Annotated in this window: 24 protein-coding genes; 12 read left to right on the top strand and 12 right to left on the bottom strand. The window is 55.9% G+C overall.

Annotation, left to right across the window (positions count from 1 at the left end; translation table 11 throughout):
• Positions 1 to 84: 84 nt before the first annotated feature.
• Positions 85 to 624: a PadR family transcriptional regulator gene (locus PUT07_RS26670; RefSeq protein WP_274471814.1), complete on the top strand. Its 540-nt coding sequence runs from the start codon at positions 85 to 87 to the stop codon at positions 622 to 624.
• 178 nt (positions 625 to 802) lie between these two features.
• Here the strand turns inward: PUT07_RS26670 and PUT07_RS26665 are convergent, their stop codons facing one another.
• Complete coding sequence (locus PUT07_RS26665; protein ID WP_274471813.1) at positions 803 to 1,288, bottom strand: hypothetical protein; 486 nt, start codon at positions 1,286 to 1,288, stop codon at positions 803 to 805.
• 246 nt (positions 1,289 to 1,534) lie between these two features.
• On the opposite strand from PUT07_RS26665, the gene PUT07_RS26660 reads away from it, so the two are divergent.
• The gene (locus PUT07_RS26660; RefSeq protein WP_274471812.1) at positions 1,535 to 2,212 is read left to right on the top strand and encodes a response regulator transcription factor; all 678 of its coding nucleotides are present in this window, start codon (positions 1,535 to 1,537) and stop codon (positions 2,210 to 2,212) included.
• Positions 2,209 to 3,312 carry a sensor histidine kinase gene (locus tag PUT07_RS26655; RefSeq protein ID WP_338000776.1) on the top strand — a complete coding sequence of 368 codons (1,104 nt, stop codon included), beginning with the start codon at positions 2,209 to 2,211 and terminating at the stop codon, positions 3,310 to 3,312. Before PUT07_RS26660 ends, PUT07_RS26655 begins: the two co-directional genes overlap by 4 nt.
• A 441-nt stretch (positions 3,313 to 3,753) precedes the next feature.
• On the opposite strand, the gene PUT07_RS26650 is transcribed toward PUT07_RS26655, so the two are convergent.
• The 4 genes from PUT07_RS26650 to PUT07_RS26635 all read right to left on the bottom strand — a co-directional run bounded on the left by PUT07_RS26650 (position 3,754) and on the right by PUT07_RS26635 (position 6,240).
• The gene (locus PUT07_RS26650; RefSeq protein WP_274471811.1) at positions 3,754 to 4,140 is read right to left on the bottom strand and encodes an MmcQ/YjbR family DNA-binding protein; all 387 of its coding nucleotides are present in this window, start codon (positions 4,138 to 4,140) and stop codon (positions 3,754 to 3,756) included.
• Between the two features lie 13 nt (positions 4,141 to 4,153).
• Entirely contained in the window at positions 4,154 to 4,546 is a 393-nt protein-coding gene (locus PUT07_RS26645; RefSeq protein WP_274471810.1) for a DUF2500 domain-containing protein, read from the bottom strand.
• A 40-nt stretch (positions 4,547 to 4,586) separates the two neighbouring features.
• On the bottom strand, positions 4,587 to 5,021 hold the full coding sequence (locus tag PUT07_RS26640) for a GNAT family N-acetyltransferase (protein ID WP_274471809.1): 435 nt from the start codon (positions 5,019 to 5,021) through the stop codon (positions 4,587 to 4,589).
• A gap of 142 nt (positions 5,022 to 5,163) precedes the next feature.
• On the bottom strand, positions 5,164 to 6,240 hold the full coding sequence (locus PUT07_RS26635) for a M42 family metallopeptidase (protein WP_274471808.1): 1,077 nt from the start codon (positions 6,238 to 6,240) through the stop codon (positions 5,164 to 5,166).
• Positions 6,241 to 6,393: 153 nt separating this feature from the next.
• On the opposite strand from PUT07_RS26635, the gene PUT07_RS26630 reads away from it, so the two are divergent.
• Positions 6,394 to 7,119, top strand: a complete 726-nt coding sequence (locus PUT07_RS26630) for an MBL fold metallo-hydrolase (RefSeq protein ID WP_274471806.1) — start codon at positions 6,394 to 6,396, stop codon at positions 7,117 to 7,119.
• Between the two features lie 20 nt (positions 7,120 to 7,139).
• A complete protein-coding gene (locus PUT07_RS26625; RefSeq protein ID WP_274471805.1) occupies positions 7,140 to 7,715 on the top strand; it encodes a TetR/AcrR family transcriptional regulator in 576 nt (191 codons plus the stop codon).
• A 236-nt stretch (positions 7,716 to 7,951) separates the two neighbouring features.
• Here PUT07_RS26625 and PUT07_RS26620 read toward each other — a convergent pair whose 3' ends face one another.
• Positions 7,952 to 8,464 (bottom strand): DNA-3-methyladenine glycosylase family protein, encoded by a 513-nt coding sequence (locus PUT07_RS26620; protein WP_274471804.1) that lies wholly within the window; start codon positions 8,462 to 8,464, stop codon positions 7,952 to 7,954.
• 244 nt (positions 8,465 to 8,708) lie between these two features.
• Here PUT07_RS26620 and PUT07_RS26615 point away from each other — a divergent pair, with 244 nt between their 5' ends.
• The 4 genes from PUT07_RS26615 (at position 8,709) to PUT07_RS26600 (ending at position 14,842) form a co-directional block, all read left to right on the top strand.
• Positions 8,709 to 10,757, top strand: a complete 2,049-nt coding sequence (locus PUT07_RS26615) for a translation factor GTPase family protein (RefSeq protein ID WP_338000775.1) — start codon at positions 8,709 to 8,711, stop codon at positions 10,755 to 10,757.
• A 169-nt stretch (positions 10,758 to 10,926) separates the two neighbouring features.
• A complete protein-coding gene (locus PUT07_RS26610) occupies positions 10,927 to 11,499 on the top strand; it encodes a glycerol-3-phosphate responsive antiterminator (protein ID WP_379240699.1) in 573 nt (190 codons plus the stop codon).
• 19 nt (positions 11,500 to 11,518) lie between these two features.
• The gene (gene glpK, locus PUT07_RS26605) at positions 11,519 to 13,018 is read left to right on the top strand and encodes a glycerol kinase GlpK (RefSeq protein WP_274471803.1); all 1,500 of its coding nucleotides are present in this window, start codon (positions 11,519 to 11,521) and stop codon (positions 13,016 to 13,018) included.
• A 138-nt stretch (positions 13,019 to 13,156) separates the two neighbouring features.
• Entirely contained in the window at positions 13,157 to 14,842 is a 1,686-nt protein-coding gene (locus tag PUT07_RS26600) for a glycerol-3-phosphate dehydrogenase/oxidase (RefSeq protein WP_274471802.1), read from the top strand.
• A 1,403-nt stretch (positions 14,843 to 16,245) separates the two neighbouring features.
• On the opposite strand, the gene PUT07_RS26595 is transcribed toward PUT07_RS26600, so the two are convergent.
• Positions 16,246 to 16,551 carry a hypothetical protein gene (locus tag PUT07_RS26595; protein ID WP_274471801.1) on the bottom strand — a complete coding sequence of 102 codons (306 nt, stop codon included), beginning with the start codon at positions 16,549 to 16,551 and terminating at the stop codon, positions 16,246 to 16,248.
• 550 nt (positions 16,552 to 17,101) lie between these two features.
• Here PUT07_RS26595 and PUT07_RS26590 point away from each other — a divergent pair.
• Positions 17,102 to 17,695, top strand: a complete 594-nt coding sequence (locus PUT07_RS26590) for a TVP38/TMEM64 family protein (RefSeq protein WP_274471800.1) — start codon at positions 17,102 to 17,104, stop codon at positions 17,693 to 17,695.
• A gap of 344 nt (positions 17,696 to 18,039) precedes the next feature.
• Here the strand turns inward: PUT07_RS26590 and PUT07_RS26585 are convergent, their stop codons facing one another.
• The 4 genes from PUT07_RS26585 to PUT07_RS26570 all read right to left on the bottom strand — a co-directional run bounded on the left by PUT07_RS26585 (position 18,040) and on the right by PUT07_RS26570 (position 20,942).
• Entirely contained in the window at positions 18,040 to 18,777 is a 738-nt protein-coding gene (locus PUT07_RS26585) for a DUF421 domain-containing protein (protein WP_274471799.1), read from the bottom strand.
• Positions 18,778 to 18,873: 96 nt separating this feature from the next.
• The gene (locus tag PUT07_RS26580) at positions 18,874 to 19,374 is read right to left on the bottom strand and encodes a DinB family protein (protein WP_274471798.1); all 501 of its coding nucleotides are present in this window, start codon (positions 19,372 to 19,374) and stop codon (positions 18,874 to 18,876) included.
• Positions 19,375 to 19,442: 68 nt separating this feature from the next.
• Positions 19,443 to 20,378 (bottom strand): helix-turn-helix transcriptional regulator, encoded by a 936-nt coding sequence (locus PUT07_RS26575; protein ID WP_274471797.1) that lies wholly within the window; start codon positions 20,376 to 20,378, stop codon positions 19,443 to 19,445.
• 30 nt (positions 20,379 to 20,408) lie between these two features.
• Positions 20,409 to 20,942, bottom strand: a complete 534-nt coding sequence (locus tag PUT07_RS26570; RefSeq protein ID WP_274471796.1) for an NUDIX hydrolase — start codon at positions 20,940 to 20,942, stop codon at positions 20,409 to 20,411.
• Positions 20,943 to 21,045: 103 nt separating this feature from the next.
• On the opposite strand from PUT07_RS26570, the gene PUT07_RS26565 reads away from it, so the two are divergent.
• Together PUT07_RS26565 and PUT07_RS26560 are read left to right on the top strand one after the other, a co-directional pair.
• Positions 21,046 to 22,491 carry an amidase family protein gene (locus PUT07_RS26565; protein ID WP_274471996.1) on the top strand — a complete coding sequence of 482 codons (1,446 nt, stop codon included), beginning with the start codon at positions 21,046 to 21,048 and terminating at the stop codon, positions 22,489 to 22,491.
• Positions 22,492 to 22,566: 75 nt separating this feature from the next.
• Positions 22,567 to 23,397 carry a hypothetical protein gene (locus PUT07_RS26560; RefSeq protein WP_274471795.1) on the top strand — a complete coding sequence of 277 codons (831 nt, stop codon included), beginning with the start codon at positions 22,567 to 22,569 and terminating at the stop codon, positions 23,395 to 23,397.
• A 106-nt stretch (positions 23,398 to 23,503) separates the two neighbouring features.
• On the opposite strand, the gene PUT07_RS26555 is transcribed toward PUT07_RS26560, so the two are convergent.
• Positions 23,504 to 24,733 carry an aminopeptidase gene (locus PUT07_RS26555; RefSeq protein WP_274471793.1) on the bottom strand — a complete coding sequence of 410 codons (1,230 nt, stop codon included), beginning with the start codon at positions 24,731 to 24,733 and terminating at the stop codon, positions 23,504 to 23,506.
• Between the last annotated feature and the right edge of the window lie 41 nt (positions 24,734 to 24,774).

Here is a 24,774-nt window from a genome sequence, read left to right as displayed (position 1 = left end):
GCCGGATTCTCTATAATTTTGAATGAAAATCATCATACTACCAAAGTAGACATATGTCAATTATGACATAACAAGGAGTTTCGTATGAATACCCTTTCTTATGGCTTGCTAAGCCTGTTATCCAAAAACTCCCGAACCGGCTATGAGCTCATGCAGCACATACAGCCTTTCTGGCCCGCGAAACACAGTCAAATTTATCCGCTTCTCGCTCAGCTCGAGCAGAAGGGGTGTGTTGAGTTTGTTCATGTACCCCAATCCGATAAACCGGACAAGAAGGTATATTCTTTGACCGACACGGGTCTAAAGGCACTTCAGGAATGGATCGGCATGCCGACTGACGCACCGGCGACTCGCGATGAGTTTGCCTTGAAGGTGTATTGCATCGGTCTTGTCAGCAAAGCTGAGGCGATGAAAATGCTCGTTGAGCGCGAGGACTACTATATAAAGAGGAAAGTGCATTACACGCAAAGCTTCGAGAAGCTCGTCAAGCTAAGCGAGAAGCCTTTGGAGGAATTGGAGATGGATGAGCCTTTATTCGGCAACTACGTGCTGTTGCGCAAAGCGCTGCATAAATTGGATGCGGATCTGAATTGGTGCGAGTGGATGAAATCGAAGCTGAAATAGGCAGTCGTAGGCAGTCGTATGGCGGGGGTAAAATGGTGCGCAGGCTCTGGCTAACGGACACCAGAGCAGCTATTCAAGTTCTCCTGCGTCTGAATTAGATACTCCCTTCAATCTCTTGTTCTACTTCGGTCAAAATACAGCTTGTCCGCAAGGGGCAGGCCTCTTGGCAATTTTCCCTCTAGCTGCCCAGCTCTTGAATGACCGTCTGGATCTTCTGCAGACGTATATACTCCGACTTCTCCAGCTGCGGGCGGAAATAAGCATACAACCATGCGGCATCTTGGAACTCCAGACCCGGATAACAAACGACTTCCCGCACGACATTCGGGTTGTCCATAATGACCTGCCATTCGCCTGTTCGCTCATTAGCAGCGATGGAAGAGAGAACATGCTTCTTCGCGGCCAGATTGGCGCCCAGCTCCGCCCAGATGCATTCCCACGACGGGCTGAACCGAACCGGCTCGGGAAACAGGCGGGCAGCTTTGGCCAATACCTTCTCCAGCTCAGGGATGTCCCTGTCGGAGGCAGCTTTGATAGCTTCGGTCAGGCCGTCAAGCAGACGGCGGAAACCGGCGTAACCCTCGGCATGCACCTCTTGCTGATAAGCAGCTTCGGCCTCGGCGCTCTCTAAACTGGAAAACTCGGCATATGTATCATGTAGCATACGGTGCGGTCCCCCCAGAAACGATACTTTCTCCAAAATGTATCATAAATATTTTGCCAAAAAAAGCCTTTACATTCTCGAAATCTCCCTCATGGTTTACATTCAGTTTATAAAAATCGCTTAAGCTACTTTCATCTTATGAATTACTAAAATTCGCCGGCCTCATGTTTCGGTATGTAGCGATGACGATAATTGGTGATATTATGCCCATAGAGAAGCGCGGCAAATACAAGGGAGTGGTACAAGATGGCTACAATTCTCATCGTAGACGATGATCCTTATATTCGCGAGTTGGTTCGCGTGTTCATGCTGAACGAGGGCTTCGATGTCGTGGAAGCCTCTGACGGCGAAGAAGCGCTCAAGCAGCTGGAAACCGTCCAGGCGGACATGGTGATCATGGATATCATGATGCCGAATATGGACGGTTGGGAGCTGTGCAAGGAGCTCCGCGAGCACTATGACATCCCGCTGCTCATGCTCACCGCCAAAGGGGAGACGGCGCAGAAGGTCAAGGGCTTCGAGCTGGGCACTGACGATTATCTCGTCAAGCCCTTCGAGCCTGTTGAGCTCGCCATGCGGGTGAAAGCGCTGCTGAAGCGCTACAAAATCGCTTCGTCCCAAACGGTTCAAGTCGGAGACCTCACCATGAACCGCAAAACGTACGAAGTCACCGCAGGCTCGGAGAGCATAACGCTGCCGCTTAAGGAATTCGAGCTGCTCTACAAGCTTGCGAGTTATCCGGGCAAAACCTTTTCGCGGGACCAGCTCATCGAGCAGATCTGGGGGTTCGACTATGAGGGCAACGAGCGCACCGTCGATGTCCATATCAACCGGCTGCGGGAACGTTTTCCGGAGGAGGCTCATGCCTTTCGCATTGCGACGATCCGCGGGCTCGGCTACCGGATGGAGGTGCTGCGACCATGAGCAGAAGGCGGGGGAAGTCCGCACGAAGCAACATGACCCGTCGGCAGCGGGTTCGCAATACGCTTTTCACGTTCGGCATCATTCTGCTCATCATCTTGTATTGGTTGGGAGCTTTTTATGGGACCGGGTGGCTGTATGACTGCTTGAAGAAACGTCCTCCTGACGTCGTCGCGCAGCTGATTAATTGTGTCGGCGGCATGGTGCTATGGGGCTTCACGATGGCTTGCTTGGGGCGCTTTTTCCGCAGTGAGCAGATGAAGTTCTTTCAAACGATGATTGCCGCCATCCAGAGCATGTCCAGGGGGAATTTCAATGTGTCCGTAGACAATAATCCGCACAACGGGCCTTTCGTCGAGCTGGTCGATTCCATCAACAACATGGCCGTAGAGCTAGGGCAGCTGGAGCGAATGAGGCAGGAATTCATTTCGAACGTTTCCCATGAAATTCAATCGCCTCTCACCTCGATAAGCGGATTCTCCCGCGCATTGCAGAATGAGCGGTTAACGCAGGAGGAACGCAAGCATTATTTGGAGATCATTGAAGCGGAGAGCACACGCCTCTCCAAGCTAAGCGATAACCTGCTGAAACTGTCGTCGCTGGAGTCTCAGCACCACCCTTTCGAGCCGAAGAGCTACCGGCTGGATAAGCAGATCCGCAGTCATATTTTGGCTTGCGAGCCGCAATGGGTGGAGAAGCATATCGATATGGACATCGAGCTGGAGCCGGTCACCGTAACGGCCGATGAGGATTTGCTCAGTCAAGTATGGACGAATTTGATTCATAATGCCGTCAAATTCGCGCCGCCGAATGGCACAATCAGCGTCCATGCTGCGGGTAACGGCCAGGAGGCCGTCATCCGAATCTCCAACAACGGGGAGCCTATCTCGGAAGAGGATTTGCCGCACATTTTCGAACGCTTCTATAAAGCGGATAAATCCAGGAACCGCGCTGCCGGCGGGAATGGGCTGGGGCTGTCGATCGTGAAGAAAATTATCGACATGCATAGCGGGACAATAGCTGCGGAGAGCGATTCCGGGAAGACGTCGTTCACGGTTCGGCTGTCAGCACAAGAACAAATAGAAACCTCCGCTTATCGATGATAACCGGAGGTTTCTAAGTTTCGCTAAAGGTATTCAATTGTTCTTTCACACACTCCAATCAACCAACTGACGTTGCAAATTACGACTAGGTGATTACGAATCCTTTCCTCGGAATAAACGCGTAGCACATTTACCGTCTCTGGATTCCCACATGCCCGATGAACGTTACCCGTTCCCGCACCTTTTCTCCCGTCGCTTGAAGATAAAGTGGGCATGTTTCGCTAACGTTGTCCATTGGACTATCCCCTCTCTCAGAGAGTGCCGGCTGCTTTCGGGAGTCCTTACCGCTGTAAGGCTTGTCCGTCAAGTGAGCCTGATACCAATATAGCCCATTATTAAAATTTTGTAAATATTCAGAATATTCGATAAAAAGTGATTTATGCTGACTTTTTGGACGTATTCTTCAAAAATCTCTCGATTACATGGTTTTTAGTGGTTTGGTTACGTGACTTTGGCCTGGAGCAGCGCAAGCAGCTTCTTCGGAGCGGTTCGGGCATAGCCCTCTCTGATGAGATCCGTTATTTCCTCCCAAGGTACCCGGTCCGTACCGATGACGGAAACCCATCCGTGCTGGCCGATATAGGGGGTTCTGCGATAAGCGGTGTCCTCTTGCTGGAGGAGGAACTCTTGAGTCGTCATCTGGGTTTTGATGGCTGTCGAGGGCTGTCCGTCCGATTCGCCCATCATGATGAACGGTTTATCCTTCACCCGAAAGGTGATATGGCCGAAGCCATCTACTTTCTCTTCGACTTCGGGCAGCTGCCGGCAGAAATCCCGTACCTTCGCGACCCAGGCCAAACTTTCGGCGGTCTCGAATTTGTAAGTCATGAACGTATCCTCCTTAGGATAGATGGGATAAATTGCGTGTAAAGCTTTTGAACCGGGTTCCCTGATACATCAGTATGCCCTGATCTCCTTCGACGATATAACCGAATTGGTCGCGCCCTACGCGCAGCTCCAACCGCCTCCGGTCTTCGAATTCGAATGTCGCGTAGTAGCGCGTATTCGTACTGGAATCACCAGAACCTCCGCTGACATGCATGCGCCTGGCTACGACTTTGCAGCTGAGGCTTTCGATCGGGGAAGCGTTATTAGCGGACCATTGCAGGACACTCTTGATGATCAGGACGATGATGAAACCGCCAATCAGCACGCACAGAATCGTAAAAATAAGTATAAAAAGGCCTCCGGTGCCATCCGTAGGGAAGGGGCCTGAGTTTAATCCGGTTGACATGGCATTCACCCCTTAAATATTGATGGTACTGCTGCGGCTGCTAGAGGAATCTCTTAACGAAGCGATACCCCGTTTCGTGAAAGCCGCATACTTTCCGGTTGTCGGTATGGTTCTCTGCGCCAGTGATCCACCACATGCCCGAGCAGGCGTGCTTCAGAGCAAGCTGCTCGGCATAACTCTTCAACTTGTTACCGGCTACCTGCGGACTGTTCGATTCATCTTCCTCTATGGATATGACGGAGATTTCGCTGAATTTAATAATGTCATCCTCAGAATGGCGAATGCGAAACCCCAGCGTGCCCAGAATCCGGTTCTCCTCTTCATATACATAAAGAGATTCATCGGGGTTCTCGCGCATGAAATGCAGCCGGTTCTCGATGTGTAACGGTGAAATCAGCTTGCCCGTTCGCTGGGAGACGAAGCTGCTGATCTCCTCGGTATCCTGGGTTGTTGCTTGTCGAATAATGTACGTCATGCTCTTCCTTCTTTCTTACGGCCTATGATTCTACTAATTATACCATATATTGGAACATGAGTTCTACATTTGTATATAAACATTACGAGGCGATTGCCAAACACGTAAAAAAGCCCGCCAACCGGCGGGCTGTATTTCATGGTTACGCTTGAGCATGAATGGTATTCAATGTTGTGCGGTCGCTCGCTCGCACTAACTTGATGAGAAGCTCCTTGGCAGCGGCGTAGTCGTCTACGTGCAGAATCGATGCGGACGTATGAATGTAGCGCGCGCAGACGCCGATGACTGCTGACGGAACGCCCGTACCGGACACATGCACGAGTCCGGCGTCGGTGCCTCCGCCGGAGATAAAATACTGATACGGAATCTGATGCGTCTCCGCCGTATCCAGAATGAACTCGACCATCCCGCGATGGGTAATCATCGTCGGATCGAAGATGCGCAGCAGCGCCCCGCGCCCGAGCTGCCCGTAGGCGCTGCGGTCGCCGGTCATATCCCCGGCGGCACTGCAATCCAGCGCGTAGAACAAGTCGGGCTGGATGAGGTTCGCGGCCGTGCGTCCGCCGCGCACGCCGACTTCTTCCTGTACGGTCGCGCCGGCGTACAGCACATTCGGGAGCTTCGGCCCGCCGTGAAGCTCCTTCATCAGTTCAATCGCCAGGCCGACGCCGTAGCGATTGTCCCATGCCTTGGCCATAATCCGTTTCGGATTGGCCAAGGGCGTGAACGGGCAGATCGGCACGATCTGCTGCCCGAGCTTGACGCCGATGCGCTGCACATCGGCTTTGTCTTCCGCGCCGATGTCAATGTACATCGTCTTGATGTCTGCGGGCTTGCTGCGTGCCGCCTCGTCCAGCAAGTGCACGGGCACCGAGCCGATCACGCCGGTGACCGGTCCCTGCGCGGTCATGATCTGCACGCGCTGCGCGGGCAGCACTTGGCTGAACCAGCCGCCAAGGGGCTGGAATTTGATCGTACCGTGCTCGGTGATGCCGCTCACCATGAAGCCGACTTCGTCGAAATGGCCGGCCACCATAATCCGCGGACCGGCCTCATCGCCGCGCAGGACGCCGAATAGACTGCCGAGGCCGTCTTGGACGAATTCGTCCGTGTATTTGGCCATTTCCCCGCGGACGAAGCTGCGTATTTCACGCTCGAAGCCAGGCGCTGCCTGAAGCTCGGTCAATGTCCGGAAAAGTTCTAACGTTTCAGTATTCATAAGGAATCCTCACTTTAGCAAGATTAGAAGTAGAGATAGCTTTATTTTACCATAACGGAAAAAATAATTGAGGGTTGGGAGCAATCCCCCTTTACAAAACTAATGCAATTAGTTATTATACTAATATAAATAGTAAACGGGAGGCGTTCGAAGATGAAATTAACACAAATCGGGTTTTTACATCAGGTGGCTTTCATGCCTAATTTTTTCCCAGTGAATTGTTATTTGGTGGAAGAGGAGAGTGAGCTGACGCTCATCGATGCGGCGCTGCCATTCAGTGTCAAAGGCATTCTTGAGGCATCTCGGCGCATCGGCAAGCCTATCACCCGTATCGTGCTTACCCATGCGCATGGAGATCATGTCGGGGCGTTGGACCGGTTGAAGCTGGAGCTTCCGCAGGTGAAAGTCTACATCTCGCACCGAGATGCGAAGCTGCTGGCGGGCAGCAAGGAGCTGGAAGCCGGGGAAGGACAATCGCCGATTAAAGGCGATGTGCCGAAGGCAATCCGGACGAAGCCGGATGTGCTGTTGGCGGACGGCGACCGGATCGGCTCGCTGCAAGCCGTTGCCGCACCGGGGCATACGCCGGGTTCGATGGCCTTCCTTGATGTGCGCAGCCGTGCGTTGGTTGCGGGCGACGCCTTTCAAGTCCGCGGCGGAGTGGCGGTGTCCGGGCTGATGAAGTTGTGGTTCCCTTTCCCGGCGATGGCGACTTGGAACCGTGAGGTGTCGCTGGACAGTGCGCGGAAGCTGAGGGCGCTGGCGCCTTCGGTCCTCGCGGTAGGACACGGCAAAATGATTGAGCAGCCGCTTACCGTGATGGACCGGGCTATTGAAGAAGCGGCTAGAAAGTTTCGCCTGGAGACAGCTAACATTTAGAGTAAAGGAAGAGTGGGATTATGGCACAGCGACAAGGACTGGACGCAGCGAATGTGCTGCAGGCAGCGGTAGAAATAGCGGATGAGACGGGCGTGGAGGGGCTGACTTTGGCGGCTTTGGCTGCCAAGCTGAACGTGAAAACACCGTCTCTTTATAATCATATCAAGGGGCTTCCCGATCTTCGGAAGCAGCTCTCCCGGCGCGGGCTGCTGCTCATTAAGGCTGCGATGGTCGAAGCGGTGATCGGCAAAGCGGAGGATAGCGCCTTGCTGGCGGCAGGCTTCGCCTACGTCAATTTCGCCAGGAAGCATCCGGGTCTCTACGAAGCCATTTCAATGCTGCCCGATTACGAGGATTCCGAGCTAAAGGAAGCGGGGCAGGACGTCGTGCTTTTCCTGCTGCGCATCCTGGAGCCGTACGGATTGAGCGAAGAGGACGCGCTGCATGTGGTGCGCGGCTTCCGCAGTATGGTGCACGGCTTCGCCTCGCTGGAGGGACAGAACGGGTTCCGGATGGATTTGGAGCGGGATGAGAGCTTGCGGAGGCTGCTGCAGACGTATTTGCGGGGGCTGCGGGTTCCGCTGCATGAAACATAAGGCAAAGATTCTGTGCTAACGGACACAGAGGCTAATAGGGTCTCCGGTGTCCGTTAGATTGCATACGGGACAATGATGAGGGGTATAGCTGCCGTGGAGCGTTAGCAGTAAACAGCCGCGCTAGCATGCTAGACGCCGGGCTGACGAGGCTGCGGGAGCCTGGATGCAGCATGAAGTAGCATGACGCAGCACGAAGCGGGCGACCACTGCCTTGCAGCGGCCGAACCCGCCTAGCGTCAAGTCAGCTGCTCTATCGGCAGGCCGGAGTCGACGAAGCCTTGGTCCACCGCCTGCCACAGGTACAGAGAAGCGAAACTGCGGTAAGGCGCCCACGCCGGGGCGATTTGGCCCAAATAGTTGCCGTCCTTGCGCTCGTCCAGCTGGTGCAGCCAACGGGCTGCGCGCTGGAGCCCGGCATCGCCGACGGACATGACATCCGCCCGGCCGAGCGCGAAAATCATAAACATCTCGGCCGTCCAAACGCCGATGCCCTTGACGCCGGTCAGCTGCCGGAGCAGCTCTTCGTTGTCGAGCTCGCGCAAGTTGTCGAGGCGCAGTTCGCCGGCGATAACTTTGCTGCTAAGATCGCGGATGTAGCGGATCTTGGGAAAGGACACGCCGCATTGCCGAATGGCGGCCTCATCGACAGCCAGCACTTGCTCCGGCGTAAATTCCGGCACGGCCAGCTTGACTCTGGCCTTGATCGTGGCTGCCGCCTTGGCCGAAAGCTGCTGGGAAATAATCGACATGGCCAGCGACTCAAAAGGCTGGGCGCTCGGCGTCAGCGTCAGTTCGCCCACAAGGCGAATGAGGCGCGCCAACCGGCTGTCCGTTTCGGACAGCGCCAGGATGGCGGGATGCTCGGAATGAAGCAGGATCGGGCGCAGCGGTGATACGGATGAATGCTCTTCTGGGATATCGGAACCGGCGTCGATGTCAGGCAAGTCAGCCTACCTCCTTAAATATTCATAGATCTAGTATAATAGGAGGACTATGGCTGGTAAACAGAAGGAGCGGAGCTTTCTCATGACTGAGGACAAGGACAAGGGCAAGGGCAACAATCATCTCTCGACTAAGCGAAGAAATGTGGGCATTTTCGCCCATGTCGATGCGGGTAAAACGACGACAACCGAGCATCTGCTGTACCACAGCGGCCGTATTCGCAGCCTCGGCAGCGTGGATAGCGGCACCGCGCAGACGGACTCTATGGATGTGGAGCGGGAGCGGGGGATCTCGGTACGCAGCGCGACGACCGCTTTGATCTGGAAAGATACCTTCATCAATCTGGTAGATACCCCAGGGCACGTGGACTTCCTGTCGGAAGTCGAGCGCTCCCTGAGAGTGATGGACGGCGCAATTCTTATCGTTTCGGCGGTTGAAGGCGTGCAGTCGCAGACGGAAATGATTTGGCACGCGCTGCAATCGCTAGGCATCCCTACGCTTCTGTACGTGAACAAAATGGACCGCGTAGGTGCAGACGCGGCCAAAGTGCTGCACGAAATCGAGACGCAGCTCACGCCGATGGCGGTGCCGATCCAGGCGCCGCTAGGGGCGGAGGACACGTTCCGCGGCGTAGCGAGCGTGTTCCAAGAGGGCGCCTCCGCGCCCGGCTTCGACCTGGCGGCAGCGGTCGAGAAGCTCTCCGAGCTCGATGAAGCGATGCTCGCGAGCTACGTCGAAGGCGTGCCCGTCCCGGCGCACGACGTGAAAGCAGCCCTGCGGCGGTACGCCCGGCAGGGGCAAGCGTTTCCTTTGCTTGCCGGAGCATCGAGCAAAGGAGTAGGTATCGAGGAGCTGCTGGAGGCGATCCTCGATTATTTGCCAGGGCCGAGCGGCAGCGCGGAGCAGCCGCTGTCGGCCGTCGTCTTCAAGGTCGAGCGCGACAAGACCATGGGGAGAATGGCTTACGTCCGCCTCTACGAGGGGACGATCCGCAACCGGGACACCGTGTTCAATGCCACGCGGGGCGTGGAGGAGAAGGTGACCCAGATTCGCAAGATCGACGGCCGCCGGGCCGAAGATATCGGGTTTGTCGGGGCTGGCGATATAGCCGCCGTGTGCGGCTTAGCGCAGGTGCGCATCGGCGACGTGCTGGGGCGGCCTGACGCCGTTCCCCCGGCGCCTCGGCTGGCGGTGCCGCTGCTGACCGTACAGGTGCATGCGGAGAACGACGCGCAGTATCCGGCGCTTGTCGCCGCCCTGCAGGAGCTGACGGATGAGGATCCGCTGCTCGACCTGCAATGGCTGCAGGAGGAGCGCGAGCTGCACGTGAAGGTGATGGGCGCGATCCAGCTGGAGATTCTAACGAGCCTGCTGGCTTCGCGTTTCGGGCTGAAGGCAAGATTCGATCAGCCTTCCGTGATTTACAAGGAAACGCCATCGCAGCCTGGCGAAGGCTACATCGCTTATACGATGCCCAAGCCGTGCTGGGCGATTCTGCGCTTTCGCATTGAGCCCGGCGCACCGGGCAGCGGGCTCGTCTATGCGTCGCAAGTGCGAGCCGATCAACTGCTGGCTCAGTACCAGAGCGAGGTGGAGCGCCGCGTGCCGGAGGCGCTGCAGCAAGGGCTGTTCGGCTGGGAGGTGACTGATCTGAAGGTGACGCTCACCTACGGCGAGCACCACGTGTGGCACACCCACCCGCTTGACTTCGCCGTCGCCACGCCGATGGGGCTCATGCAGGGCCTTGCCCAAACCGGAACGACGCTGCTTGAGCCGATGCTGCAGGTGCGGATTACTGTGCCTGAGGTTTACGGCGGCAAGGTGCTCAGCGATCTGGTGCAGATGCGGGCGACCTTCGATCCGCCGCAAGTGAGCGGCGACAGGTTCGTCGTCGAAGGGCGGCTCCCCGTCGCCACGTCGCTGGACTACCCCGTGAAGCTCAGCGCCATGTCCGGGGGCAGAGGCGTCATCACCTCCTCGTTCGGCGGGTATCAGCCGAGTCCGCCGGATGTGCATGCCGAACGGAAGCGGCGCGGTGTGAATCCGCTGGACCAGTCCAAGTACATTTTAGCCGTGCGTAAAGCTTTGTCGACATCCTAGACGTTTATTCTCATTGACAGGCGGGGCGGGTGTAAGTACAATGGGAGTAAGTTAATAACATGTGACGGAGAACTGGAGAACTCACGGGGATTGCCAATTGCATAGCATTGGTATATCTTTCGTGAGTTTTTTGGTGTTCTTCCCACCGCAAGGGGGCACATGAACGGAGATGATGAGCTTGTCTTTGCAGGAGCAGCGAATTTTACCGGCGATTCGTAAGATGAAAGATCTGGAGAAGCTGCTGAAGTCCCACTATACCTACATTGTGCTGCTGGACAGCCATATCGGACAGCTCAAAAGCATTGTAGATCTGGGGCGTGCCAACGGCAAAAAGCTGCTGCTTCACGCCGACTTAATCGAAGGCCTGAAGAACGACGAGTATGCGGCGGAGTTTCTGTGCCAAAGCATTCGTCCCGCCGGCATCATTTCCACGCGGGGAACGGTCATTACGAAGACCAAGCAGAACGGCCTTCTAGCCATTCAGCGGCTTTTTCTCCTGGACAGCAGTGCCCTTGAGAAAAGCTACACCCTTCTGGAGAGGACCCAGCCTGATTATATCGAGGTGCTTCCCGGCATTATTCCGCACATCATTACCGAGGTGAAAGAGCGTTCGGGCATCCCGATTTTTGCCGGTGGCCTCATTCGTACCTCAGGGGATGTGGAACAGGCGCTGGGAGCCGGGGCGACAGCCGTTACAACCTCGAATACCGAGCTGTGGCAGCATTATCATCAACGATCCTAATCACGTGGGGGTAACTAGTATGGCAGCAGCCGCTTCCTATATTCTTGCGCTCGATCAAGGAACGACCAGTTCCCGAGCGATTTTGTTTGATGCACAAGGGAGCATCGTGCGCACGGCGCAGCAGGAGTTCAAGCAGCATTTCCCGAAGCCGGGTTGGGTGGAGCATGATGCGATTGAAATATGGCAGTCGATCCAGGCGGTAATGACGGCCGTGATGTTGGAGTCGGGGGTGCAGCCGGCGGAAGTTGCGGGCATCGGCATCACCAACCAACGGGAAACGGCGGTAGTCTGGGACCGGCATACCGGGGAGCCGGTCTATCATGCCATTGTGTGGCAGTCGCGGCAAACCGCCGATATTTGCGACGCCCTGAAGACGAAGGGGCTTAATAACCTTTTTCGGGAGCGTACGGGCCTCTTGATTGACCCATATTTCTCCGGAACCAAAATCAAATGGATTCTCGACCACGTGGAAGGCGCGAGAGCGAAGGCTGAGCAGGGGGATTTGCTGTTCGGCACGATGGACACGTGGCTCATTTGGAAGCTGACTGGCGGTCGAGCGCATGTCACGGATTATTCCAACGCTTCGCGAACGCTGCTCTACAATATCCATGAGCTCCAATGGGATGTGGAGCTGTTAGGCCATCTGGACGTCCCGGCTTCGCTGCTGCCGGAGGTTCGATCGTCTTCCGAAATCTACGGATACACGGAGGAAAGCCTGTTCTTCGGCGCAGCGGTTCCGATTGCAGGCGCGGCCGGTGATCAGCAGGCGGCACTGTTCGGGCAGGCATGCTTCGAGAAAGGGATGGCCAAGAACACCTACGGCACCGGCTGTTTTATGCTGATGAACACGGGCAGCGAAGCGATCACGTCCCACAAAGGGCTGCTGACCACCATAGCCTGGGGGTTGAACGGCAAGGTGGAGTATGCGCTGGAGGGCAGCATTTTCGTAGCGGGCTCGGCGATCCAATGGCTCCGCGACGGGCTGCGGCTGCTTCGAACAGCGCAGGACAGCGAGATGTACGCGCAGCGCGTGGACTCGTCGGACGGCGTCTATGTCGTGCCGGCCTTTGTCGGCTTAGGTACGCCGTACTGGGATAGCGATGTTCGCGGCGCGATTTTCGGAGTGACGCGGGGGACGTCGAAGGAGCATTTCATCCGGGCAACGCTGGAGTCTCTTGCTTATCAGACCAAGGACGTGCTGCAGGCGATGGAGGACGATTCCGGGATTGGGCTGACGAAGCTGCGGGTTGACGGCGGAGCGGTGAAGAACAATTTCCTCATGCAGTTCCAGAGCGATATGCTGGGCGCTTGTGTAGAGCGGCCGGTCGTGAGCGAAACGACGGCGCTCGGAGCTGCTTACTTGGCAGGGCTGGCGGTCGGTTTCTGGAAGGACCAAGCGGAAATTGCGGCTCAGTGGCAGATTGACGAAGTGTTTCAGCCTCGCATGGACGCGGAGCAGCAGGATAAGTTGTACAGCGGCTGGAAAAAAGCAATACGGGCTGCTATGGCTTTCAAATAATTCAGGGCAATGATATACTTATGATAACAAGTTAATACGATGGTAGGAGACTAGGAGAAGCCAGAACAACCTGTACGCGAGAGCGTGCCGGGTTTGTTGTGGCTTTTTTCGCTTTCATATTCGAGGGGAGAGATTGGAATGACACAACCATTTAGCGGATTATCAAGAACGGAAAGACTGCAGGCCATGTCTGGGCAGAAGTTTGACCTGATCGTCATCGGAGGAGGCATCACAGGTGCGGGTATCGCGTTGGATGCGCAGAGCAGAGGGCTGCGCACGGCGCTGATTGATATGCAGGATTTTGCTGCGGGGACATCGAGCCGTTCGACCAAGCTTGTTCACGGGGGGCTGCGCTACTTGAAGCAGTTGGACGTGAAGGTTGTAGCCGAAGTCGGCAAGGAACGGGCGATCGTGTATGAGAATGGGCCGCATGTGACGACGCCGGAGTGGATGCTGCTGCCTTTTTATAAAGGCGGTACGTTCGGCAAGTTCTCTACGTCGCTTGGTTTGCGCGTCTACGACTTCTTGGCCGGGGTCAAACGGTCGGAGCGCAGAAAAATGTTTCGTCCCGAGCAAACGCTAAGTCATGAGCCGCTGTTGAAAAAGCAGGATCTGCGTGGCGGAGGCTATTACGTGGAATACCGCACGGATGACGCGAGGCTGACGATTGAAGTGATGAAAAAAGCGGTGGAGCTCGGCGCTCAAGCGGTGAACTACGCCAAAGTGGAAGAGCTGCTGATGGACAACGGCAAGCTGATCGGCGTGCGTGTGGTGGATCAGCTTGGCGGCGAAGGGAAGAAAGCGTCTTACTCGCTGTATGCAAGCAAGATTGTCAATGCGGCGGGACCTTGGGTCGATACGCTTCGTGAGATGGACCGTTCGAAGAAAGGCAAAACCCTCCATCTGACCAAAGGCGTGCACCTAGTCTTCGACCAGAGCAAGTTTCCGCTGCGGCAGGCGATTTATTTCGATACGCCGGACGGACGGATGGTATTCGCCATCCCTCGTGACGGCAAAACCTACGTGGGCACGACAGACACGAACTACAAAGGGGATATCGTGAATCCCCGGATTACGGTGGCGGATCGCGCCTACGTGCTGCGTGCCGCGAACGAGATGTTCCCGACCCTCGGCCTGACGGAAGCGGACGTCGAGTCGAGCTGGACCGGGCTGCGCCCGCTGATCCATCAAGAGGGCAAAGATCCTTCGGAGATTTCGCGCCGCGATGAAATCTTCGTCTCCGACTCCGGCCTTATTTCGATGGCCGGGGGCAAGCTGACCGGCTACCGCAAAATGGCGGAGACGGTCGTGGACAAAATCGCCGCCATGCTGGTGGCGGAGGGAACAGCGCCGGGGGCTGGACTGCCCCCGAGCCGTACGCGCACGCTGCCGATTTCCGGCGGCGATGTGGGCGGCTCCGCGCAGCTGGAACCGTTCGTGCAGCGCAAGGCCAGCCAGGGGCAGCAGCTGGGGCTGGCGCGGTCTGAGGCTGCTCTGCTGGCGCACCGCTACGGGTCCAACGTGGACGCCGTGTTTGCGCTTGTGGAGCAGTACCGGGATGAGGCGGCGAAGCGGGGCATGCCCGCTGCTGTGCTCGCTGCGCTCGTGTACGCGATCGAGCACGAGATGGCTGTGAAGCCGTCGGATTTCTTCATCCGACGTACGGGAGCCCTCTTCTTCGATATCGCGTGGGCAAGGCAGTGGAAGGCTCCGGTGATCGCCTTCATGGCCGAGCGCTTCGGTTGGATCGAAGCGCAGCGGGCGGCTTACACCGCCGAGCTGGAGCAGCTGCTCCATGAGGCGGTCAACCCGTTGGAAGCGTGATGGCTTCCAGGCCGGCTGCTGCTGTAGGCTGCTGGTCGTTGGTGCCGCCTGCGAAACTAAGCTTGCATTACAAGTACAGTAGCATGCAGTAGGCATCATAATAAGGCTGAATGCATGAATTGAAAAAATCCTGTAATAAGTGCCTTAAATTCCGGTGTATCGAGCCGTTAGTGCTCATGCTGTGGGATTTAATGCACGAATTGCAGGATTTTTCTTTGTTTATAGGGGTCCGTGTCTCGTGTGCTCCCCAACCCGCGAAGGTCCCATAGATCGTTTCACGCCTATCTGAGGTATCTACATACGCCAAATTAGCTGCCCGCGAACATTCATGAGAGGAGGCGAGGAGGTGCAGTTGGAAGTCCGAGGGTCCCATACATCGTTTCACGCCTATCCTGTGGTATCTACATACGCCAAATTAGCTGCCCGCGAACATTCATGAGAGGAGGCGAGGAGGTGCAGTTGGAAGTCCGAGGGTCCCATACATCGTTTCACGCCTATCCTGTGGTATCTACAAACGTTAAACTAGCTGCCCGCGAACATTCATGAGAGGAGGCGAGGAGGTGCAGTTGGAAGTCCGAGGGTCGCATACATCGTTTCACGCCTATCCTGAGGTATCTACAAACGTCAAACTAGCTGCGCGCGAACATTCATAGAGGAGGGGAGGTGGTGCAGGTGGAAGTCCGAGGGTCCCCTACATCGTTTCAAGCCTATCCTGAGGTATCTACAAACGTCAAACTAGCTGCCCGCGAACATTCATGAGAGGAGGGGAGGAGGTGCAGGTGGAAGTCCAAGGTCCCGTAGATCGTTTCACGCTTATCCTGTGGTATCTACAAACGTTAAACTAGCTGCCCGCGAACAATCATGAGAGGAGGGGAGGAGGTGCAGGTGGAAGTCCGAGGGTCCCCTACATCGTTTCAAGCCTATCCTGAGGTATCTACAAACGTCAATCTAGCTGCCCGCGAACAATCATGAGAGGAGGGGAGGTGGTGCAGGTGGAAGTCCGAGGGTCCCCTACATCGTTTCAAGCCTATCCTGAGGTATCTACACACGGTGAACTGGGCTCGTAAGCGGCTGCAGCGGGGAGGTTTCAGTTTGAAAGGGAAATCTAATCCCCTATTCGGGCAAAATGGGCGTATTCCGACCGTCTAGCGGAAATACAATACCTTATTCGCCTCTGGATAGGCGGGAAATGGTGTTGAACTGTATAATAGCGAACCGTATTTCCGCTTAGCCTGCTAAAATACCGTTTCCGCCGGAAATAGAGGATTCAATTTCCCTAGCGTGACTCAACTCGCCTTGCCATAGTCTGCTTTCGCGCAGCCCCAGAAGTTAGCCTCCATACTGCCGCCGCTGAGCCGTGACCATCCATCCTGTCGTAACCTGCTTTCGCGCAGCCCCAGAAGTTAGCCTCCATACTGCCGCCGCTGAGCCGTAACCAGCCATCCTGTCGTAGTCTGCTTTCGCGCAGCCCCAGAAGTTAGCCTCCATACTGCCGCCGCTGAGCCGTGACCATCCATCCTGTCGTAACCTGCTTTCGCGCAGCCCCAGAAGTTAGCCTCCATACTGCCGCCGCTGAGCCGTGACCAGCCATCCTGCCATAGTCTGCTTTCGCGCAGCCCAGAAGTTAGCCTCCATACTGCCGCCGCTGAGCCGTGACCATCCATCCTGTCGTAGTCTGCTTTCGCGCAGCCCCAGAAGTTAGCCTCCATACTGCCGCCGCTGAGCCGTAACCAGCCATCCTGTCGTAATCTGCTTTCGCGCAGCCCCAGAAGTTAGCCTCCATACTGCCGCCGCTGAGCCGTGACCAGCCATCCTGTCGTAATCTGCTTTCGCGCAGCCCCAGAAGTTAGCCTCCATACTGCCGCCGCTGAGCCGTAACCAGCCATCCTGTCGTAATCTGCTTTCGCGCAGCCCAAGAAGTCAGCCCCCATACTGCCGTCGCTGGACCGCAACCAGTCACCCTAGTCTGCTTTCGCCGCCTCTGGGCTGCAACCCGCCGCTTGGCCGCAACCAGCTTTCGCGCCAAGCTCGCTCCCGCGCATCAAGTGCAGCCTGCACCTTTAGCAACCCCATCTCCCATCCGAGCATCCTCTGCCCGCCTTAGAGCCAGTGTCAGCAACTGCTCAAGCCGTTCCGCACCGCACCGTCCCGGCTGCACCGGCAGAAACTGCCGCGCTCCAGCAAAATATGCTATCATGCCTATAGAAGGCGGTGTGTCCGCCGAGTTTTATAGTTCAGCAAGGTGGGTGTTGGTCCCTCATGGGTATTTCAGAGTTATTGTCCTACATGACGGAGGAGAATTTGGCGTTGCTGCTCGAAAAGTACCGCTCATTAGGTCCGTTGCCAGGTCTCTTACTTCCATTTATGAAGTCGTTCGTTCCCCCGCTGCCCACGCTTGTTATCATTAGCGTCAACGCTGCCGTATACGGGCTGTGGCTCGGCTTTCTGTACTCGTGGATCGGCATTGTTAGCGGATGCCTGGTGACGTTTGCAATTGTGAAAAAAGTGGCGGGCCACCCCTATCTGGTGCGTTGGTCGCAGAAGCCAAAGGTGCAAAAAAGCCTCGTCTGGGCGCGCAGACAGGCTTTCAATTATGTGTTCCTGCTCAGTTTGTTTCCGGTGGGGCCGTTCGTCGTCATTAATATGGCGGCCGGGTTGGTCGGGATGAGGTTTCGGTCGTTCCTGGTGGCTGTTCTTGCCGGCAAAGCGGTGATGGTAATGTCGGTGTCTTTCATCGGTTACGATATTCACCGGTTTATCGAGAGCCCCGCACGGCTCGTTTATGTGGTGTTATTTATCGGCGTTTCGATGGTGATCAGCAAACAGATCGAGAAGCGCTTCAGCCATACGTAAGTTTATTTTGGCGTTAAGCCGCTTAGCCTTAGTCGCTGGATACTTGAAGCTGAAGCTTCGAGTACAGCGCCGCAGCTGGGCGGTTTGTTCGTTAAGGAAGGAGAAGCTCGAAGCCGCGTTCAAAATGTCCCGATCCGGGAGAAACATCACCGGGTACCCGATTCCGTTACACCGTCGGTCTGCAGCTCGCTTTGGGGGATGCCATGCCGGTATTGTCTCAGCGCGTGACGGTGGGCATGCTGATGCCTTTTGCGCTGCCTGAGCAAGGAAGGCGGCGATGCTGCTCAAGCGGCTCATGCCGGTCAAGACGGCCCGGACACGGGGATACCGGCCAGACGAGCCCCTCAAGAAGGAGGGAGCTCGTCCTGTCCGTTCGTATCCGCTTCGGTGTAGAAGCGCACTTGGTGCTGGTCGTCGATGGTGGCCAGAACGACATCTTGGAGGTCAAGTTGTGCATGATGAACTTGTTCCTCCAGCCACGCCTGGTTCTTCCCCTGCTCGGTCAGCATGGCGGCATTCGTCGTTCCTTCTACCACAACAGGCTTGACCAGTGAGAAGGAGGCGGTAGGGATATTCAAATCCTTCGGCGTAACGGCCTGATACTGGGACTCCAGGAAGAAGGAGATAGTGCCCCCGGGTTCCCACAGGGCGAGAGCGACCTTCTGGATATCTTCGATTTGCTGTTTGCGCAGCTCCGAGAAGAGATGGTCGACCGAAATACGGGCTTTGCCCAAGTTTCGCATGATGATCTGACCGTGCTGGATCAGCTTCAGAGGCGCCGGATCGAGGTAATGCTTCAGGAAGTTCCATTTTAATCCGAGCCATGAGGTGATGATATACAGAGCCACGAGCACAGTGGTGGTTATCATGGAGCCTGTTAACGACAAGCGCTCGTCGGACAAGGGGTGGGCAATAATATTGCCCAGAATAAGCGCAATTATGAAATCTAGAAATCGGAGCTGGGAGATGGAACGCTGCCCCAGCAATTTGGCTACGATGAGCAGGAAGATGTAGCCTACGATGGCCCGCATGGCCCATTCGGCGGCTGTCAAAGTTTCCTGTGTGTGAATAAAGTCGAGCAATCGAGTCACGCTCCGAGCTTAGAATCTTAAGCTCCCTTACTCTTCCCCCACTCTTCCAAATTTATCCCAATCCCCGTGAAGGTCCGTACCGCCCGATTACACGAGCGGCTGCATGCCCCGTTCCAGCCAATCCTCGCGGGTCGGGCCGTACACATCCGGCACGCGCAGTCCGGCTTGGCGCATCAACACGATCATCTCGCCACGGTGATGAATTTCGTGCGAGATCAGCATGCGCAGCGCCAGTGAATTAGGCCACATCTCGCCGTACATGTCGCTGGATTCCGTAAGCTTGGCATCCGTCCATTGGGATTGGATCGCGCCGGTTACCGCTGCAACTTGCGACCGATATGTATCGGCAATCACGCTGGCCGAGGCCGGCGCAAGCTCGCCGCCTTCAGGCGCTTCGAACGATAGGCCGGTACGGGTCGTGAACTCGTGGATCGTCGTGGCGATATGCCAAGCCAATTGGCCGAGCGAACGGAAATCCGGCGCAATGCGCTGGGCAAGGGACGCGTCGGTCAAAGTATCTAGTACGCGCTGAGTCGTTTTGGATTCATGGTTCCACTCGTTAACGAAATCTTGAATCGTAGTAAACATAAGAGAAGCCTCCTTGAATGGGATATATCCTCATTATAGGCACCCTGACTGACAACATCCTGTCAGTGTTAGGAATAGAGCGCTACAATTTTTTCGGCTTTCTCTTTGATCACGGCCGCCAGATGCGAGGGCTCGAGAATGCGTACGCCAGGTCCGAAGCCGAGCAGCATGTTGTGCAGCCAGGGCTCGTTCGGTTGTTGGGCGGTAACGATCATGGAGCCGTCAGGCTGATAGGCAATCTGCTTGGTTTGGAAATAATCCTCGATCTGGGCTCGGATGCTGGGTTGTGCATGGAGCACCATGGTGATCAGAGCCCTAGAGTCCCATTGGCCCCAGCCATGCTGGAGGGGCTGGGCGACGTCGGCTCTTCGTTCGAAGGTTTGGTCCAGCACTTCGATTTCTTTCATCCGGGATAGCCGGAAGGTACGGTAATCCTGGCGCAGCAGGCAGTAGCCGTATAGATACCAGCCGAAGCCCTTGGCGACGATGCTCATCGGCTCCGCCGTGCGAACGGACTGTTCGCTCTGGGATGAAATATACTGGAAGGTAATTTGTTTGGATTCCTTGATGGCTGTGCGCAGCCTGCCCAGCTTCTCTTGGTCTTGGCTGTCTTGACGCCATGGATTCATATCGATAATAAGTTGATTGTCGAGCCGGCTTGCGGTATTCATCTCCGATTTGGCGACGAGCGCGCCGACTTTATCGAGCAGATTGCCGATTTCCTGTTCGCCGACGGTGGACCGGATCCCTTTGAGCCCGACAATGATCGATTGCAACTCTTCCAGGGACAGGAATTGGCGTTCCAGCCGGTACTGGTCCATGATTTCATAACCGCCGCTTAAGCCGGCATAGGACACGATGGGAATCCCCGCCTGATTAATGGCTTCTACATCCCGGTACACGGTGCGCAGCGATACCTCGAAGCGCTCTGCGAGCTCCTTCGCGCTTATTCGGCGGCGATTCAGCAGCAGCATGGTAATGGCAAGCAGACGATCGATTTTCAAAAAGAAGCACCTCACTGATTTGCATTAGATCTATTCAGGACTCCGCTGTCCGGCGATGATGCCGAAGGCCTGTTCCAGGATGGTTTTATCTCGCAACAGCATGAAAGAAGGGGAGTACTGGCGGCATTTGGCCAGGGATTCGCTCATGACTTCCAAGGCTTGGCTTAAGTTCATCCACGTTACGTACATGCCGAGCTGCCTTTCTTTTTTGGTCAATGCGGGAGCTGTGGCAAGATGTTGGGCTTGAGCGATGTAGCAGTAGGAGAGCTGCATGAAGCCGTTGCGGTTCTTATGCTCTTCAATGCGCCCCAGGACGTGTGTGATTTCGGCCTCATAGCCGGTTTCTTCCATAATCTCGCGTAGAAAAGCATCCTCCGGAAGCTCGCCGTTCTCGATGCCTCCGCCTGGCAGCTTATATAGATCTGTTTCCGACATATACATCATCGCGACGTTCATCTCGCGATCCACCAGAACACCTCTCGACGCGTAGCGCGATACGACATCTAAGTATGCAGGCTCGCCGCCGAGGATATCGCTGTCTTTGATTCGTTTGATAAGCTGCAATAGGATCCCCCTCGCTGAACGTGTATTCCATAAATACCCATACACAGAGTATAGTATAACTCAGGTAGCCATGTCTCGAAACTTGGAGGAGGGATTGCAATTGATTGGGAAAGAGAACAAAGATTGGATCGTTGATACTGACATCACCTCTCTGCAACAAGCGATGGAAGCGGGGGAGATCTCCTCGGCCGAACTGGTCGCTATGTATGTAGAAAGAATAGAGAAGCTCAATAACCGCATTAACGCGGTGTTGGAAATTAATCCGGATGCGCTGTACATCGCACAGCAGCTCGATGAGGAGCGGCGGAAGCAGGGCAGCCGCGGGCCTATGCACGGCATTCCGATCCTGCTCAAGGATAATATCGACACGGGCGACAGCATGCATACGAGTGCGGGCTCTTTGGCGCTTGCGGAATCCTGCGCCGCCGAGGACGCCTTCATCGCCGCGAAGCTGCGAGAGGCAGGGGCTGTGCTGCTCGGGAAGGTCAACATGACGGAATGGGCGAATTTCATGTCCGGGCCGATGCCTTCCGGTTACAGCTCCAGGGGAGGCCAAGTATTGAACCCTTATGGTCCCGGGACATTTGAGGTGGGCGGATCGAGCTCCGGCTCGGGGGCAGCGACGGCGGCCAGCTTCGCCGCTGCGGCGGTCGGCACGGAAACGTCCGGCTCCATTGTGAATCCGGCTCACCATAACAGCTTGGTCGGCCTCAAGCCAACGGTGGGCTTGCTTAGCCGGAGCGGCATCATTCCGATTTCCCACTCTCAGGATACGCCCGGACCGATGACGCGGACGGTGACGGATGCTGCGCTGCTGCTAGGCGCAATGACAGGCGTGGATGCACGGGACCCTTTAAGCCGGGCCAGTGAAGGGCGGTATCATCAGGATTACACGGCCTTCCTGGATGCGGACAGCTTGCGAGGCGCAAGAATCGGCATCCCACGATGGTTCTACCAAGATTTGTCCGGTGAGGCGCGGCGTATTGCCGAGAGTGCCGTGAACGTGCTGCGGGAGCAAGGGGCGATCGTGATTGACCCGGTGTCGCTGCCATGCGAGCAAGCGGAATGGAATTACGAAGTGCTGCGCTACGAGTTCAAAAAAGACCTCAACGACTACTTATCGAAGCTGGACGCCTCCGTACCCGTGCATTCCTTGCAGGAGGTCATCGCCTTCAATGAAGAGCATGCCGCACGGGCATTAGTCTATGGGCAGAATACGCTGATTTGGTCGGAGGAGACAAGCGGTACGCTCACCGAAGAAGCGTATCTCGCTAATTTGGCCAAATATCAGGAGCTGACCCGGGCGGGAGGCATCGATCATGTGCTGGCCGAGCACAGTCTGGATGCGCTGCTGTTTCCCGGCGACGAAGGTTACGACATCGCGGCGCGGGCCGGGTATCCGCTGCTTATCGTGCCTGCCGGCTACACCAAGGACGGTCCGATGGGCGTCATGTTCGCAGCGGGAGCCTACAGTGAAGGGAAGCTGCTGGGTTTGGCCTACGCTTTCGAGCAGGCGACCAAGGTCCGACGTCCTCCGATGATGGCATAGTGGAATACCCCTTGGAAAAATTTGAAATAATAAGCCCGAATTCAAATTAAGGTTCAAGGGAGTTAGATGATGGATATGTTGACCAAAAGCGTGAAAACCGCTCTGTGTGCGGTAACGGCCGGCTTACTGGCATGCTGCCTTTCCTTCGGAGGAGCGGGCGCGGTCCGAGCGGCAGGCTATGAGGAGCTCCCTCCGCCGGTCCAGCAGCCTGAACCGGCACAACAGGGGCAGTTGATCCAAACCCGCGACATCGATGTAACCGGAGACGGCAAGCCCGACAACGTCTCTCTCGTCGGTTCGAAGCTGGACATGGGCAGTCCCTACTACGATAAGCTGTTCGTCGTGGTGACCAGCCCTGGGCAGACCCGAGTCGTCATTCCGCTGCAGGGCGGCTACAACCCGAATATGCAGTTCTGCGATTTCATCGGCGACAAGCTGCCGCAGATTTATGTCTCTGCCGAAAACGGGGGCAGTGGCGGATTGTCCAGCTTTTATATGTACTCGCTAAAAAATAATGTCCCGACGGCGATCCCGCTGCCTGTGCCGCTCCGCGTCTCCGCCACGTTCAAGAAAAATTATGTCGTGCTCATGAAGATTCAGGAAACCGGCAATTCGTTCAAAATTGACATTAAGGACCGCAAGGACGACTATGAGCAGTTCGGCGTCTACAAGGATGGGAAGCCCGTTAAGCCGATCATTGTCACTGTAGATGCCTACAGCCTGTTGAAGCCTGTGGACAAGGAAGGCAGCGGCCGCTGTGAGTTGAGAGGCGTTCAGCGGATTACCGGCATCTCGAACGCAGATACGCTCGGCTATGTGACCTCCGAATGGCAGTGGAAGAAAGGCGGATGGGTGCTGAAAAAATCCGCAGTAGTCCCAAGTCTGCCGCCCAGCCTCGCACGATAAAAAAAACCGCCATGTCATGGTGAGGGGCACATTCAATGTTAGATCGAATCTAATCATTGGGGTGTCGTTCATGACGCGGCGGTTTTCCTTTTGGGGTGATCCTGTTTTACACCCAGTTGCCCTTGCGGAACAGCGGCTCCCGGGTGCCGTCTTCCAAGAGTCCGTCAATGTCCATGTCGGCGGAGCCAATCATGAAATCGACGTGGATTAAGCTCTTATTGAATCCGTTCTGCGCCAGCTCCTCAGGCTTCATCCCAGTACCGCCTTCAATAGTGAACGGGTAGGAGTTGCCCAACGCGATGTGGCAGGAAGCATTTTCATCGAATAGGGTATTATAGTAGATCAATCCGGATTTGGAGATCGGCGAATCGTAAGGCACGAGAGCAACCTCGCCCAAATATCGGGCGCCTTCATCCATGTCCAGCATTTTGTTCAGCACTTCTTGCCCCACTTCCGCGGTGGCATTCACCACTTTGCCGTTCTCGAAGGTGAGGGTGAATCCGTCGATCAAGGATCCTTGGTAGCTAAGCGGCAGGGTGCTGCGTACGGTCCCGTTCGTGCCGGTTTTGGCCGGCATGGTGAACACTTCCTCCGTCGGGATGTTCGGGATGAAGAAAGTGCCCTTCTCCGTTTCGCTTCCCGCGGCAACCCACAGATGCTTGGGCGCAAGCTCGATATACAAGTCGGTTCCCTCGGATTTGAAATGGAGCTGCTTATATCTTTTATCGTTCAGCATATTCATTTTGCCGGTTAACGTGGCGACATGCCGGTTCCATGCGGCGACCGGATCGTCGTTGTCTACGCGGGTCAGCTTGAAAATCTGCTCCCACAGCTTCCGAACGCGCTCCTCTTCGCTCAAATTCGGGAATACTTTGGCGGACCATTCCGCCGTCGGGTAAGAAACCATCAACCAGCTTACTTGATTGTTCCTCATATAGTTGAGGAAGCCTTCGCGCGCCGTAGCCGCGGTTTTGGAGGAGACGGCAACCCGTTCCGGATCTACATCTTTCAGCAGATCGGAGTTGGGGGCGTAGATTTGCAAGAAAGCGGCGTCGTTCTTCGCCATCTCTTCCAGCCCTTTCGCCCGCCACATCGGGTACTCGCGCAGTGTGGACTCCGGCGCATGTTTGAGGCGCAGCGCCTTCACTTCATCGTCATCCCAGTCGACGACCACGTCTTTGGCACCAGCCTCATAGGCTTTCTTGGCCAGCTTTCGCACGAAATCGGCACAAGCAATCGGGGTCATAATAACGACCGTTTGGTCTTTTTGTACATTTAATCCTACACGGATGGCCAGTTCGGCGTATTTATCCAGATAGTGTTCGAAAGTCTCCATCGCTCGGGCTCCTTTATATTTTAGTAAGTTTTAGTGTATGA

The organism is Paenibacillus sp. MAHUQ-63, from assembly GCF_028765165.1.
Lineage (GTDB): Bacteria > Bacillota > Bacilli > Paenibacillales > NBRC-103111 > Paenibacillus_E.
Note: the sequence above shows the minus strand (reverse complement) of the source record. Positions and strands in the feature narration are given on the sequence as shown.

Coding starts and splice junctions, on each gene's coding strand:
- PUT07_RS26670 (WP_274471814.1), top strand. CDS start 85: ATGAATACCCTTTCTTATGGCTTGCTAAGCCTGTTATCCAAAAACTCC.
- PUT07_RS26665 (WP_274471813.1), bottom strand. CDS start 1,288: ATGCTACATGATACATATGCCGAGTTTTCCAGTTTAGAGAGCGCCGAG.
- PUT07_RS26660 (WP_274471812.1), top strand. CDS start 1,535: ATGGCTACAATTCTCATCGTAGACGATGATCCTTATATTCGCGAGTTG.
- PUT07_RS26655 (WP_338000776.1), top strand. CDS start 2,209: ATGAGCAGAAGGCGGGGGAAGTCCGCACGAAGCAACATGACCCGTCGG.
- PUT07_RS26650 (WP_274471811.1), bottom strand. CDS start 4,140: ATGACTTACAAATTCGAGACCGCCGAAAGTTTGGCCTGGGTCGCGAAG.
- PUT07_RS26645 (WP_274471810.1), bottom strand. CDS start 4,546: ATGTCAACCGGATTAAACTCAGGCCCCTTCCCTACGGATGGCACCGGA.
- PUT07_RS26640 (WP_274471809.1), bottom strand. CDS start 5,021: ATGACGTACATTATTCGACAAGCAACAACCCAGGATACCGAGGAGATC.
- PUT07_RS26635 (WP_274471808.1), bottom strand. CDS start 6,240: ATGAATACTGAAACGTTAGAACTTTTCCGGACATTGACCGAGCTTCAG.
- PUT07_RS26630 (WP_274471806.1), top strand. CDS start 6,394: ATGAAATTAACACAAATCGGGTTTTTACATCAGGTGGCTTTCATGCCT.
- PUT07_RS26625 (WP_274471805.1), top strand. CDS start 7,140: ATGGCACAGCGACAAGGACTGGACGCAGCGAATGTGCTGCAGGCAGCG.
- PUT07_RS26620 (WP_274471804.1), bottom strand. CDS start 8,464: ATGTCGATTATTTCCCAGCAGCTTTCGGCCAAGGCGGCAGCCACGATC.
- PUT07_RS26615 (WP_338000775.1), top strand. CDS start 8,709: ATGGCTGGTAAACAGAAGGAGCGGAGCTTTCTCATGACTGAGGACAAG.
- PUT07_RS26610 (WP_379240699.1), top strand. CDS start 10,927: ATGATGAGCTTGTCTTTGCAGGAGCAGCGAATTTTACCGGCGATTCGT.
- glpK (WP_274471803.1), top strand. CDS start 11,519: ATGGCAGCAGCCGCTTCCTATATTCTTGCGCTCGATCAAGGAACGACC.
- PUT07_RS26600 (WP_274471802.1), top strand. CDS start 13,157: ATGACACAACCATTTAGCGGATTATCAAGAACGGAAAGACTGCAGGCC.
- PUT07_RS26595 (WP_274471801.1), bottom strand. CDS start 16,551: ATGGAGGCTAACTTCTGGGGCTGCGCGAAAGCAGACTACGACAGGATG.
- PUT07_RS26590 (WP_274471800.1), top strand. CDS start 17,102: ATGGGTATTTCAGAGTTATTGTCCTACATGACGGAGGAGAATTTGGCG.
- PUT07_RS26580 (WP_274471798.1), bottom strand. CDS start 19,374: ATGTTTACTACGATTCAAGATTTCGTTAACGAGTGGAACCATGAATCC.
- PUT07_RS26560 (WP_274471795.1), top strand. CDS start 22,567: ATGTTGACCAAAAGCGTGAAAACCGCTCTGTGTGCGGTAACGGCCGGC.
- PUT07_RS26555 (WP_274471793.1), bottom strand. CDS start 24,733: ATGGAGACTTTCGAACACTATCTGGATAAATACGCCGAACTGGCCATC.